The organism is Croceitalea marina, from assembly GCF_042684265.1.
Classification (GTDB): Bacteria; Bacteroidota; Bacteroidia; order Flavobacteriales; family Flavobacteriaceae; genus Croceitalea; species Croceitalea marina.
This window is the reverse complement of sequence record NZ_JBHULB010000007.1, coordinates 245312-258817: the sequence shown is the minus strand read 5'-3', so window position 1 is coordinate 258817 and position 13506 is coordinate 245312. Positions and strand designations below refer to the sequence as shown.

The following is a 13506-nucleotide window of genomic DNA, read 5'->3' as shown; positions in this document are numbered from 1 at the left end:
GATGTTTGAGCACTTTTTTCAATGCCCATACTGTTGGGAAGAAATATCGATGCTTTTAGATACTTCCATTTCCAATCAAACCTATGTCGAAGATTGTGAGGTATGCTGCAACCCTATTGAAATTAGTCCTCAATTTCAAGATAATGAACTGGTAGGTTTCGAGGCCAGGGATATTGAGCAATAACTTTCCGGTTTTTATTGGCTCAGAGATTAATCATTTGTGTTAGTCTTTAGAACATGATGCTAAACCTTTGGCAGGTGCATTGCCTAATTTTAACATTCATAGTAATTGGCGCGCAAAGCCTTTGTTAAAATGGGTAATCAAATTGGTCTCGGTCTATTTTCGATGAAGAAAAAAACAATAGCGTTTGTTTTTCTTCTGTTAGGCATAAGCTTCTTTTTAAAGACCAACCTATACGCGAAAAATAGGGTCGATATAGATTTTGCTAAGCAACGGATAAATAGTGCTGTCGCAAACAATTCCGAAAAATTCTCAGGTTATACTTTTCATTTTAAACTAGATTCTATAAATCTGGTTTCCCAGGCATTTAAAGTCAGGGTCGATGGCAAACAAGTCAATATCTATGGAGGTGATGGTAAGGGCCTACTTTATGGTGGTTTAGAGGTTGCTGAACAAATAGAAATCTATAAAATTATAACCGATAAAGAGTGTAAACCCTTTCTTGAAAAAAGAGGCATCAAATTTAATATTCCACTAGATGCCCGCACACCAAGTTACGATGATTCCGGAGATGCTGCCCAGCGCAATATCTTAGAAATGTGGAGTTGGGAGTTTTGGGAAGAATTTATTGATGATATGGCCATCCACAGGTATAATACTTTATCGCTGTGGAACCCACATCCTTTTCCATCTATGATAAAACTGCCCGATTATCCTGATATCGCTTTAGATGATGTTAAGGTAACTACCCTAAAACCATTGGGTAGGGAAAATGAGTGGGGAGATCCTCAGTTGGTGACGACCAATGTGATGCAAAACCTTAAAACGGTAAAAAAAATAACTATTGATGAAAAGATTGCTTTTTGGAAAAAGGTAATGGCCCACGCAAAAAAGAGAGGTATTGATGTATATTGGATTACATGGAATATTTGCCCGAACAGTGTCGCAAATCCTGTTGAGCCCTATCATAAAACATTTGGCAGAAAGATTTGGGAAGAAAAACCAGGTAAGTACGGTATATCACACCAAATCAACAATAAGAAGACCATCGCTTATTACCGTGAAGCGGTTAAAATATTTTTACTCACATATCCTGATGTAAAAGGAATAGGAGTAACTGCCGGTGAATACATGCCGCCCAGTTGGGAAGGATACAATAGGGAGCAATGGCTTTGGGAGACTTATGGCCTGGGCATAATAGATGCTAAAGCTATTCAGCCCAAAAGGGAAGTAGCCTTTATTCATAGGGTTTGGTATTCCGATATGGACCAAATAATGAAATACTTCAAAAACTATCCAGATTCATTTGAAGTAAGTTTTAAATACGCTAAAGCTCGACTGTTTTCTATCACCAATCCTCCATTCGCAAATTCGCACCTAGAGACTATGAAATCTTATAATTTGAAGTCATGGTGGAACTTACGAAACGATGACATTTTTGTTTATCGTTGGGGAGATTCCGATTATGTGCGTGAATTTTTACGACACCTTCCAAAAAAGGAAACAGCCGGTTATTATTATGGCTCCGACGGTTATGTATGGGGTAGGGAATTTATAAGTAAGAGCCAAGAACTTTCGGGTGAACTAGAAATAAAAAAACACTGGTACAATTTTATGTTGTGGGGGCGCTTGGGGTATGAGAATGATTTGAGCGATAACTTTTTTGAACGAAAAATAGAACAACATCATAAAGGTCTTACTGCAAAAGAGTTAAAATCCGTTTGGGAATCGGCGTCAAGAATTATTCCCAAGGTTAATAGTTTTCATTGGCGCGATTGGGATCATCTCTGGTCTCCTGAAGCATGCCTTGCCAGACCGGTCGAGGGAGGTTTCAGACGGGTTACGGATTTTATGGATAATCCTACGGTTCAAGGTGGGGGTATGCTTAATCCAAATGACTATGTAAAGGCCAAAACGGAAGGTTTGAAAATCTCTTACAAGACCCCTTTAGATGTTTCCGAAGAATTAAGAGCATATGCAAAGGTGGCATTAATGGGTGCCGATAAGCTAGAGGGTGCTGATGGGCTATCCTCTGAAAACAAAACACTTTTAGATGATATAAAGGCTATGGGGCATTTGGGCAACTACTATGCAGATAAAATAGATGCGGCGGTAGCATTGGCCTTTTACATGAAAGAAGATACGAAGTCATTTCATGAAGAAGCAATTTCGCTGCTGGAAACTGCGGTGAAACATTGGAAAAAGTATGCTGAGGTTTCTAGCGCAAACTATAGACCCCAAATGTTGGCGCGCACTAATTTATTGGATTGGAATGCGCTCACCTTAGAAGTTGTAGAAGATTTGAATGAAGTAAAAGCAATGCGATAATGGCTGTCAAATAAAGTTTTAGAAGCCAATTGTTTTTAAAAAGAGAGTAATTAATGATAAAAAACATCATAAAAATAGTCTTCGGTTGTTGCATTGTTCTGCTTTTTCTGCACTGCAAAAATGAGGGCGAGAAGGATAATTTCTCTAAATCGGAAATGGAAAATGAAAAGTCTGATAAATTTTACCACTATTCCATTTGGCATGCTTTTGTAAATAAGATTTTTGAAGGTGACATTACCGCGGCTGAAGTAAAGGCAAATGGGGACATTGGTTTGGGATCCTATAATTTATTGGATGGAGAACTCATAATGTTGGATGGAGAACTCTACCAGGCAAAAGAAGATGGCACTGTAGTTATCCCGAATGACACCACTAAGGTGGTTTATGCCAATGCCACATTTTTTGATGTTGACGATTCTTTTGAATTGGAATCGGTCGCCGATTATGAAACTTTACGAAAACATATAAATCGCAAATTATCATCTAAGAATATGTTCTACGCTTTTAAAATTCATGGCGAGTTTAAAAGAATGAAATGCGGCGGTCTGCATAAGCAGGCAAAACCATTTAATGACGGATTGGATATTTTGATTCCGAATAGACCAATTTTTGAAAGGGAAAATTTTTCAGGTACAATGGTGGGCTTTTTCTGTCCTGAATTTATAGGAGATATCAATGCATCAGGATATCATCTACATTTTATTTCTGACGATAAGGAATTTGCAGGTCATGTTATGGAGTTTGAGGCAAAAAACCTAAAAATCGAAATCGATGAGATTCATGAATATCAATTTGTGTTACCCCAAACAGAAGCTTATAAGCAGGTAGGTTTCGAAAAAGAATTTCAATATAAAAAACAGTGAACCCCAACGCTTAATTACTAATAAGAATCAATAGATTCCTATCTTAATGAAAAATAATTAAATGGCTTTTGTAACTTTTGGTGAAATAATGCTCCGTTTAACCCCTAGTGATCATGCCACTAGAATAAGGACGGCACAGAGTTTTGGAGTAAACTATGCTGGCTCAGAATCTAATGTGGCAAGTTCCCTTGCCATTTTAGGCAATGAGGTGCAGTTTGTAACCAAGTTGCCTTTGAACGCCCTTGGCGATGCTTGTCTAATGTCTTTGCAAGGTTTTGGTGTGAGAACAGAAGATATATTGAGAGGTGGAAAAAGAATAGGCGCTTATTTTATTGAAATCGGTTCATCAATAAGACCTTCTAGCGTGGTCTATGATAGAGCCGATTCTGCCATAAGCACCATCTCATCCAATGAATTTGACTGGCAAAGTATTCTAAAGGGAAAACAATGGCTTTTTATTTCAGGCATTACTCCTGCTTTATCTAAAAGTTGTGCTGAAGAGACCGTTAAAGCAGCCAGAATAGCTAAGGCAATGGGTGTAAAAGTCAGTTTTGATATGAATTTTAGGCGTACACTTTGGAAGGATAAAAATGATGCAAGACATATTTTTGACTCCATTTTAGAACATACGAATTTACTTTTTGGTAATTCCGGGGTAATTCAAGATGTATATAAGATGTCTTTTGAAGGTGAAAATGCTTATAGTAGAACTGAAAGGGCATTAGAAAAAGCCAAGGAAAAATTTGGCGTCAAGAATCTTGCGTTTACGATTAGGGAACACGATTCTGCCAGTGAGAATAGACTTTCCGGAATATGTTCGGTTGATGGAGAACTAACAACTTCAAGCACCTATAACGTAAATGTTTTAGACCGCTTTGGAACAGGTGATGCCTTTGCTGCAGGGTTTTTGCATGGTTTGAGTAAGAAGTGGAGTTCACAGAAGTGTGTCGATTTTGCTACGGCCGCTTTTGCTTTAAAACATACGATTAAAGGAGACCAACATACAAGTACCGAAAACGAAATACTTTCTATAATGGATGGTAACACATCAGGACACGTATTAAGATGACAAGAAACGATATAGTACAAATTATTAATAGCCATAAACTGGTTGTTGTTATTCGATTGAATAAACAAGAATATATCCCCAAGGTCGTTGATGCCTTAGTGGCCGGTGGAATTAAGGTTTTAGAAATAACATCAAATACCCCTGGTTTTCTTGAAGAAATCGCTAAGGCCAGAACCAAATATCCAAATGTTCTTGTGGGTGCCGGAACGGTCATCAATTCAGAAATAGCAAATAGGGCCGTTACGGCGGGAGCTCAATTTTTGGTAACACCCAATACAAATGCTAAAGTTGTCGAAGTGGCCCATAAGAATAATGTCCCTGTATTAATGGGTGCACTGACCCCAACGGAAATTTGTCGGGCCGTTGAGATCGGTGCCGATATCATAAAATTATTTCCTATTGCCAGTATGGGCGTAAAATATTTTAAAGCCGTAAAGGGGCCGTTGAGTGAAGTGAAATTTTTCGCCGTCGGCGGAATGGCTATTGATACCATTCCCGAATGGAAAGGGGCTGGTGTTGAAGGTTTCGGTCTCGGTGGAAATTTGGTAAAACCTATTCATAACCAATCAGATTTTGATAGCATTGTTTCCTTGGCAAAAGATGTGATAAAAACGATACACGAATGAGTGATTCATTGATAATTGAAAAAATAGACTTATTTAAGGTGCCTCCAAGATGGTTGTTCCTTAAAATAACTACTAAAGACGGAATTATTGGTTGGGGAGAGCCGGTAGTAGAAGGTAAGGCATCTACAGTTGAGGCCTGTGTAAAGGAAATGGAAAAATATCTTATCGGTAAGTCGGCTAAAAATATTGAGGATATTTGGCAGGTATTTTATCGTGGTGGATTTTATCGCGGCGGGCCAGTGCTAATGAGTGCGATTTCGGGGATAGACCAAGCCCTTTGGGATATTAAGGGAAAAGCACTGGACATTCCGGTTCATGAGCTTCTAGGTGGTGCTGTGAGGCATCAGATGAAAATGTATTGTTGGATCGGGGGCGATAACCCTGATGTTGTGCTAGAGCAAGCACATGAGAAGATGAAGATGGGGTTTAAGGCGGTAAAAATGAATGCTACCGGAGGAATGGATTGGATTTCCTCCATGAAAGAAGTGAAAACAGTTTCTAATAACATAAAACTGCTCAGAGAAGAATTTGGATATGATTTAGACGTGGGGTTAGATTTTCACGGAAGAATTCACAAGGGTATGGTGAAACGCTTAATAGATGAACTAGCTCCCTTTGAGCCTTTGTTTATTGAAGAACCCGTTTTAAGTGAAAACAATGAAGCGCTAAAGCATATTTACAATTATACGAGTATTCCGATAGCCACTGGCGAGCGTATGTTTTCCCGTTGGGATTTTAAGCCCTTATTTGAACAGGGAACGGTAGATATTATTCAACCAGATCTAAGCCATGCTGGTGGAATTTCAGAAGTACGACGTATTGCTACTATGGCTGAAGCCTATGACGTAACCTTGGCACCCCATTGTCCTCTAGGACCCATTTCATTGGCTTCTGCATTGCATGTAGATTTTGTATCGGCAAATGCCATAATACAAGAAAATAGTATAGGTATCCACTACAACCAGGGCTTTGATTTGTTAGACTATGTTTTGAATCCCGAGGTTTTTGACCTTGAAGATGGTCATATCAAGCTCTTTGATAAACCCGGCCTTGGTGTAGCGATAAACGAAGAAAAATTGATTGAAGGGGCTAAAATAGGCCATGATTGGAGCAATCCTATTTGGCGCGGTAAAGATGGAAATTTTAACGAATGGTAGATTATAGATTTAAAATAATGAAACAATTTTCAGGATTACTATTTTTTTGTTCAATACTTCTTTGCTCCTGTAAAGAAACTCAAAAACAAGAGGTCAAAACAGAAAATGATGAAGGCTATTCAATTACAGAATTAAAAACACAGAGAGCATTATGGGAGCCTAGATCAAGGGAAGAAATGGAGTCAATGTTTGGTGTAGAGATTTTTGATGATGAAGCATTAGGAATAATAAGCGCCGATACCAAAATTAATATTTTGGCTAGTGGTTTTACGTGGACGGAAGGTCCTCTATGGGTCAACGAAGGTGAATTTTTATTGTTTTCAGATATTCCTAACAATAAGGTCTATAAGTTGGATAAAGCTTTGGATACACTTACCTATCTGCACCCGACAGGAATGTCGGGTGATGATTTTACGGGGGCAGAACCGGGATCTAACGGATTACTCTTAAGTAACAAAGGAGAATTGATCTTAATGCAACACGGTAATAGGGCTGTGGGTAAAATGAAAGCACCGATAGAGTCCCCTAGAGCAGACTATGAGTTTTTAGCGGATAACTACAAGGGTCTAAGATTGAATAGCCCTAATGATGGTGCTTTTGATGCACAAGGAAACCTTTATTTTACAGATCCGCCTTATGGGCTACCTGGATTATTAGAGGACTCTAAAAAGGAGTTGGATTTTCAAGGAGTATACTGCTTACTTACAACCGGAGAGCTGATATTGTTGGATAAAGAACTGAAATACCCGAATGGCTTGTGCCTTTCCCCTGATGGAAAAAAACTTATGGTCGCCGTTTCCAATATAGAGAAACCGGCGTACTATAGTTATGATATTGAATCACCTGGTAAAGTATCCAACAAAAAAACATTTTATACTGTGGGCCATATGTTGGTCAAAGAAGGTTACCAAGGTCTTCCGGATGGTATAAAGATTACAAAATCAGGTTATGTACTTGCAACTGGTCCACGGGGCTTATTGATTTTTAATATGGAAGGTAAATTGTTGGCAAGGGTATATACTGGTCAATTAACTGCAAATTGTGCTTTAAGAACAGATGAGAAAATGCTTTTTATGACTACCCACAATTACATTACGGCTATAGATCTTAAATAGATTTATTTAGAGGGCAAATTATAAAGAAAAAGCCTTCCATTTTTTGAAAGGCTTTTTCTTTTGCAGCGGGGACTGGATTCATTGCTTCATTTCATTCTGCAATCGGCCTTGGGGTGGCTTAACTAAGAATACCACCAGCCACTTCGTGTCTGCTTTGTTTTTTATTCGCTCTAATGCACAAACAGGTTTGACTTTTGCGCAAATAAAAACCAGCTAAATTTAGCTGGTTTTCTTAGTAGCGGGGACTGGACTCGAACCAGCGACCTTCGGGTTATGAGCCCGACGAGCTACCTACTGCTCTATCCCGCGGTTTTATAACTCTTTAATTAACAGCGAGTTAATAATCGCTTAAATTTCATGAACTACATACAGCGTATGCGGTTTCATATACGGTAAAAGTATCATAAAAAAGTTTTGTTTCAAAAAGATTCGTATAGATTTTTTAGAAATAATTATACCACCTTCACTTGTGGGCAATCATGGCGACATTAATTTTATTTCAGACAGAAGCTCTGTTTACACCCTCAGAAAAGGAGGATTCTTAAAATTTGGGTCAATACTCCAATTTATCTCTTTCAGCGCGATCATCCATTCTTTTTGCGTCTATCAAATATCTTTTTGATAACCTTTGAAGTATCGCGGCAACATTAGGATATTTTGATTTTATCCTTGAAGCCAATTTATTGAAATACTTGGCTTTATTACGTTCTATGTCGCCGCCTTCTAAGGCACCCCTTGAGGAAAAACTTCTCTTGTTGCTGGTGGCACTTGAAAAATTCCTTTTTAAGCTATCCGTATTTATTCGCTCGATAATTTTGCAGATTTCATCGGGCGGCCATTCCATATCGGTTTCCGGATACTGAGCCAAACTTTGCCCTATTTGTGCATCAGCTACCTCGATACGATCTGCTTTCTTGGCCAAACTTCTTACGCGATCGATCCAGCTCAACAATTTATCCGTGTCAATGGTTCCATCTGTTCCAACCCCAGGAATACCTTTCCATGAACTCAAAAGCTGATAGGCTTGTTTTGCACGCTCCTGAATATCCGGATCAGAAGTGTCTTTTGCTTCGGCCTCTGCTCTATCGTTAGCTTTCGGCCTATAAGCCCACTTTAACAATTCAATAAAGAAATCCGGGTTTTCAGAAAGTTCTTTATGAAGAATTTTTGGACTTCTGTGGGCACCATACCTTGCCAACACAGGAAGATACAACCATTCTAAGTTTATGAGCTTTTGGTGCTCAACATCGTTCCTTGCGTCAAGCACCTCAAAAATTTTGGAGAGTTCATATTCCCTGAAGTTGACTTTTTCATTTGCCTTGACTAAGGCCGTTTTCTCTAATAGTTCAACCAACAAATCCGATGGGATGTCCTTAAAAATTGTATGTCCACTATTGATAATTGTAAAAAATCTCTTAAAATATATCAGCCGTTCTGTACCATATATTTTTTCTTTTTGGCTTAAATTATGAAATCTAGGTAACATGTTGAGCCAATATTTTTCGACCAATTCGTCCTTAGTGTCGTCTATGAAATCCCAAAGTTCTTTCGATTGATCCAATGGTATGAACAAATGCGCCAACTGTTCATTGCTAAAATCTCCTTTTATTCCTTCATAAAATTTCAAAAGCCACTCAAAACCATTCTCGTGAACCTTAAAGTATATGTAGCTGTGCACAAACCATTCTTCAAAATCTCCTGTTTTCAGAAGTTTTAGTACTACTGTCAACACAGATCCATGGTTATCCGTTATATTGGCCAACGCCTTGCCAAAACTCCATTTCTCCTTAACGTCGGAAGCTAATTCAAGAGTTTTTCCAATGCCCACTTCCTTTAAAATAGCCTTTAAACCTTTTTCTCTTTCTTCGTCAATCTTTATTTCCTGTGTTTTATAACGATCGACGGCCAGATCTTCAACATCTTTAAAGCCCTCTGGAAAATGGGGCCAGTGGTCGTTAAAAAGCCATATATGTCTTTTGACGGTATTTTGAGGCTCTAGTTTTTTGTAGAGGTCTTCATAATCAGCCAATACTTTTTCCGGTAAAGCCCAATCGGTTTCGGGGTGTGACCGATGATGGTTTAGGATTTCCCTAATGGCATCCCAAGTAACAAATTTGTTACGTTTCAAATCTGGAACACTCTGATTCGCCAATTTTAAAATTTTAACCCTATCAGGCGGGGAAAGTTTCACAGAATTTTTTATCAGTTCGGCCAATTTCTCATCGGAGTCGTCAAAAATTGAAATAAGTAAATCGACGACAGTGGAATATGTGCCAAAGATTTCATCATAGGTGTACGTAAGATTTAGATTCTCGGCAAACAAACGCCATCTCATTTTGTGGGTTGGCTGTGCAACACCCAAGCTATCGGGCAGCATACTCAACAATAGTACCCAACCTAATTCTTTTTCCTCAAATACCGCCCTTTTCAATACATCCATTCTCTCGGAAAAATCAGCGAGGGTCTGATAGTGCCATGGCTTATAAATTTCTGCAAGGCTATTGATAGGTCGATTTGATAAATTTCCACCTGGATCCAATTTAGATAACTTTAATAATAGAACGGTTGTTTCATACAAGTATTCAGGAGCCCAAGCCAATCCCTCCAATGCCCACAACAAACCGGTATGATTACTATTTTTATATAAGAACCCTTCATGCTCCTCGAACATTTCCATAATTGGGGGCGGGTCCTTAGACAGCGATCTATCGACCGAATTAAGGAAAACTTCTGGGGAAGCTTCCGAAATTAGTGGTAACTCATGATCGAACGATATCCAAATTTTGCCGTCCGCATCATTAAGCAATCGACTTAGTAGTCCATCCACCCAATCTTGTGGCATAGCAAGCTGGGGAATTTTAAGATTTTTCCCAAAGTGCGCTATCAGTATCAAAGACTGTATCAATCCTTCTCGCGCCCAACCAGAAAATTTTTTCTCCCGACTTAAATATTGTACGTCAGAAAATAACGGATTGGCATCCTCTATATCGGGATTTCCATTTTGAAAAGCGTTTAGAAAGCACTGCCCTAGAAGTTTTAAGTCTTCTTCCAGTAGTACAGGTGCCAAATGCGTCCATGCATCCAATGGGGAGAGTAGCCTCCAAGTTTCGCCTATTTGAATTATCGGAGACTCATCGATATCCCTCCAGTATGCTATGACCTTGATATAGTCAGAATAGGTCTGACCCGATAGTTGTTCCAGAAGCTCCCTATCTCCAAGGTGGTTTTCGTTCCATCTACCGAGCAGTAACGCAGGTACTATATCTCGGATATCTTCCTTATATAGCCAATTTGCGGAAAAATGCGGAAAACCTATCAACCTTTTTAGAATTGTAATGTTGCGACCTGATTCCCTAGAATACTTTATTGCCTCTTCCCTGGATAGGCCCATATCAATTAGACTGGCTACTTGTCCATCTTTTTCAATCGTTGGGAGCACAATGGTATCTTGATTGAAAGAATCATCCCCTCCGAGCGGAACAAGCACATGATGACCTTTGGCTATTGCCGCATAGAGGGGTTGGGTGTCTTCAAATCTTGGGATTAGGTTGAGAGCCGTCGTGTTAATGCGAATACCTCTATAATTTCCTTCAGTATCGACCAATAGCGTTTTAGAAAAGAATGTCTCGTTCAGTGGTTGATCAAATTGTTTTGCACAAGCAATGATAAAGGCGATCGCTTCCCCCTTGGTAGAAGCCTTAATACCTTTAATAGCAGGACTGCCATTTAGAAAATTTGCCAATAATTCCATTTCCTTTTGCCGTCCGGAGGTAACCGTCTCAGGAGGCAAAATTCCAGCCGGTCCTGAAGACCATTCCTCCCAATATTCATCAGCCGTTACAATACCGTCCATAGGATATTTTCCGATGTAACTTGAGAACCATCTGGCAACAGCCATAGTTGAATCCAACCATTGCGCTAAATCAGAAGAGTCGTATACCCTTATATCCTTCCATTTCTTTTCGGCAATCTTTTCCTTTCTCCATTTCTCTTTGAACTTCCAAAATCTTGGTGTTACAAAAACAAAAGTGGATTGGTCTATGTCATAACCCAAGGGATCGGCAGTTCGTTTGGAATATTCTTTTTCTGCTTTGCCCTTGACATTTGAATCTGTCCCAAACTCCCATAATGAAATTCCATCGGGAACATGGTTTCCACATCCGGAACATTTTACAACTCCGTCCCAACCTCCAACGGTCACAGCACTTCCGAACGGAATATCAACGAAAGTCGTATTCGGTGTAGAAGCCCTTACCAAACGCAACATCAAGTAGGGCAGATAGCCCATGGAATCATAAGTGTCTGCCCAGTTTTCTAGATCTTTTCTATCTATTAATTGCATTCGCTGATATTTTTTGCAATACTAATTGTCAATGACCATTGAAAAATGGTAAGAACTTATCATTTGCTATTCGTAAATTTAAGAAAGTATATCGGCATGCCGGTTTATGTTTTACAAACTGATTGAAATATCAATATTATTCACGCAACGCGTACATCCCTTATGAGAATAGCTGTTAACACTTGGCTAAATATTGCCTATAAAGATTTGGAATCTGCAATCATACTGCATCAAAAAGGACATTTTAGAAACTCCTATTTCCTGTTCCAGCAGGCAAGCGAGAAAGCCAATAAAGCGGCGGCTCTTTTCTCCGGCGATTTTACAGAAAAGGAAGTAGAGGAGGCATCCCACAATCAATTTAAAATCCCCAGAAAAATTATGGTGCAAAAACAAGAGAAAATGAAGGCTGCAATAGGACTTCTTGAACTCTATCCAATGCCAAAGGATTTAGAGCCGTTTTCTAATGAAGGTTTTGCCAAATACTATAGATCAATTTCGGATGGCGTTCGCGTCATAGACAGTTTGAAAAATTACGATTTGGTCAATTTTACATTGGAAGATCTCGATGGCTATCTAGAATTGCTAAAAGGGTTAAAAACCATAGCGTATCAGTTTCCTGAAAATAGCAATTCAACACTTAGATCCCAAATGCAAGCCATGGCAAAATACATTGGCCAATTTGGTACGGGAGATGCTTCAAAAACAGAAAAGGAAATCATGGAATTGCTTGCGGATGAGAAAAAATCGGATATATATTTTCAAAATTTAATGCGCCATTATTTTCCGATTCAACTTGATTCTATATTTATTGATTATACGTTTTACTTCTGTGCGCTATTGACCATTCAACATAGTTCATTGACAAGGTATCCTAAAAATGGAATCAATCCAGAGAGCATCTATATCAATGAACTGCCAATTGTACAAAAGCAACTGGATTTTATGGAATTGTTAAAGGAGGCGATACTTCGATTGCAGAAATTGAATGTAAAAAAACAAGAGTTACAAAACTTGTTTTCGAACCCTACCACTCCTTAATAATAGAAATGACGTTTCAAAGATCTATAAAGGTAGCATTTGACAAAACTTCTGGAGAGATTCTTGAAGCGGATGATGTCTTTGACACAGCCAAAAATTCATTTGAACTTCGCAGGTAGTATCATAGAGATGAAGTAGAACTTTACTGCTGCGAGTGTGACCAAAAGTTGAATGTTTCCAGTAGCAAATACGATAGACTTCATTTTAAGCACCAACCAAATGCGTCGTTCTGTTATTTAAAAGAAGCCAACCTATCGCAAGAGGAAACGGACCAAATGGCACAGCTTTATCGGGGAAAAGAAAGTGCAAGGCATAAAACACTCAAGAACAAAATAGCCGAAAAACTATCCAACATTGATGGTGTTCATTCTATCTGCGTGGACGATACCTTTATTTACGACGAAAATGAAAAACGCAGGCCCGATGTGTATTGTAAATATTTGTACAAAGAACTGGTTTTCGAAATACAGTTATCCGATTTATCCCTGCGCTATATCTATGACCGCCATGATTTTTACAAACGGAAAGGAATCTTTCTAATTTGGATATTGGATGATTTTGATGTTCATGGCCAGCGACAAATGGAACGCGATATCAAATATCTTACGGATTATCAAAACTTCTTCAAACTGGATGAAGAATCAGAACCTTTTAGATTACTGTGTACGTACAAATATCCATTTCTGACGGATGACAATAAATTGCTCAGCAAATGGCTGGAAAAATCAGTCAGCATTCAGCAACTCAAGTTCAATGTTGAATCCTATCAGATTTATTATTTTGACTA

General features: G+C 38.8%; 9 protein-coding genes, 1 tRNA gene and 1 pseudogene. 9 read left to right on the top strand and 2 right to left on the bottom strand.

Features of this window, described 5'->3' with window-relative positions; all coding sequences use genetic code 11:
- Nucleotide 1: 1 nt before the first annotated feature.
- From ACFSQJ_RS05250 to ACFSQJ_RS05220, 7 genes are all read left to right on the top strand, one after another.
- Nucleotides 2-184 carry a CPXCG motif-containing cysteine-rich protein gene (locus tag ACFSQJ_RS05250; protein ID WP_377765901.1) on the top strand — a complete coding sequence of 61 codons (183 nt, stop codon included), beginning with the start codon at nt 2-4 and terminating at the stop codon, nt 182-184.
- Between the two features lie 129 nt (nt 185-313).
- Nucleotides 314-2509 carry a hypothetical protein gene (locus ACFSQJ_RS05245; RefSeq protein WP_377765900.1) on the top strand — a complete coding sequence of 732 codons (2196 nt, stop codon included), beginning with the start codon at nt 314-316 and terminating at the stop codon, nt 2507-2509.
- 53 nt (nt 2510-2562) lie between these two features.
- Nucleotides 2563-3372, top strand: coding sequence for an acetolactate decarboxylase (gene budA, locus ACFSQJ_RS05240; protein ID WP_377765899.1), 810 nt, complete (start codon nt 2563-2565; stop codon nt 3370-3372).
- 61 nt (nt 3373-3433) lie between these two features.
- Complete coding sequence (locus ACFSQJ_RS05235; protein ID WP_377765898.1) at nt 3434-4441, top strand: PfkB family carbohydrate kinase; 1008 nt, start codon at nt 3434-3436, stop codon at nt 4439-4441.
- The gene (locus tag ACFSQJ_RS05230) at nt 4438-5067 is read left to right on the top strand and encodes a bifunctional 4-hydroxy-2-oxoglutarate aldolase/2-dehydro-3-deoxy-phosphogluconate aldolase (RefSeq protein WP_377765897.1); all 630 of its coding nucleotides are present in this window, start codon (nt 4438-4440) and stop codon (nt 5065-5067) included. Before ACFSQJ_RS05235 ends, ACFSQJ_RS05230 begins: the two co-directional genes overlap by 4 nt.
- Nucleotides 5064-6224 (top strand): galactonate dehydratase, encoded by a 1161-nt coding sequence (gene dgoD / locus ACFSQJ_RS05225; RefSeq protein WP_449257567.1) that lies wholly within the window; start codon nt 5064-5066, stop codon nt 6222-6224. Before ACFSQJ_RS05230 ends, dgoD begins: the two co-directional genes overlap by 4 nt.
- A 17-nt stretch (nt 6225-6241) precedes the next feature.
- The gene (locus ACFSQJ_RS05220) at nt 6242-7339 is read left to right on the top strand and encodes an SMP-30/gluconolactonase/LRE family protein (protein ID WP_377765896.1); all 1098 of its coding nucleotides are present in this window, start codon (nt 6242-6244) and stop codon (nt 7337-7339) included.
- Nucleotides 7340-7575: 236 nt separating this feature from the next.
- On the opposite strand, the gene ACFSQJ_RS05215 is transcribed toward ACFSQJ_RS05220, so the two are convergent.
- Nucleotides 7576-7648 (bottom strand) — tRNA-Met (locus ACFSQJ_RS05215).
- A 244-nt stretch (nt 7649-7892) separates the two neighbouring features.
- Nucleotides 7893-11681, bottom strand: a complete 3789-nt coding sequence (locus ACFSQJ_RS05210) for a hypothetical protein (RefSeq protein ID WP_339337013.1) — start codon at nt 11679-11681, stop codon at nt 7893-7895.
- A 162-nt stretch (nt 11682-11843) separates the two neighbouring features.
- Between ACFSQJ_RS05210 and ACFSQJ_RS05205 the strand changes: the two genes are divergently transcribed.
- Together ACFSQJ_RS05205 and ACFSQJ_RS19895 are read left to right on the top strand one after the other, a co-directional pair.
- Entirely contained in the window at nt 11844-12719 is an 876-nt protein-coding gene (locus ACFSQJ_RS05205; protein ID WP_339337014.1) for a HEPN domain-containing protein, read from the top strand.
- A gap of 137 nt (nt 12720-12856) precedes the next feature.
- Nucleotides 12857-13498: pseudogene (locus ACFSQJ_RS19895) on the top strand (DUF6035 family protein); the annotation flags it as partial.
- Nucleotides 13499-13506: the final 8 nt, after the last annotated feature.

Coding starts and splice junctions, on each gene's coding strand:
- ACFSQJ_RS05250 (WP_377765901.1), top strand. CDS start 2: ATGTTTGAGCACTTTTTTCAATGCCCATACTGTTGGGAAGAAATATCG.
- ACFSQJ_RS05245 (WP_377765900.1), top strand. CDS start 314: ATGGGTAATCAAATTGGTCTCGGTCTATTTTCGATGAAGAAAAAAACA.
- budA (WP_377765899.1), top strand. CDS start 2,563: ATGATAAAAAACATCATAAAAATAGTCTTCGGTTGTTGCATTGTTCTG.
- ACFSQJ_RS05235 (WP_377765898.1), top strand. CDS start 3,434: ATGGCTTTTGTAACTTTTGGTGAAATAATGCTCCGTTTAACCCCTAGT.
- ACFSQJ_RS05230 (WP_377765897.1), top strand. CDS start 4,438: ATGACAAGAAACGATATAGTACAAATTATTAATAGCCATAAACTGGTT.
- dgoD (WP_449257567.1), top strand. CDS start 5,064: ATGAGTGATTCATTGATAATTGAAAAAATAGACTTATTTAAGGTGCCT.
- ACFSQJ_RS05220 (WP_377765896.1), top strand. CDS start 6,242: ATGAAACAATTTTCAGGATTACTATTTTTTTGTTCAATACTTCTTTGC.
- ACFSQJ_RS05210 (WP_339337013.1), bottom strand. CDS start 11,681: ATGCAATTAATAGATAGAAAAGATCTAGAAAACTGGGCAGACACTTAT.
- ACFSQJ_RS05205 (WP_339337014.1), top strand. CDS start 11,844: ATGAGAATAGCTGTTAACACTTGGCTAAATATTGCCTATAAAGATTTG.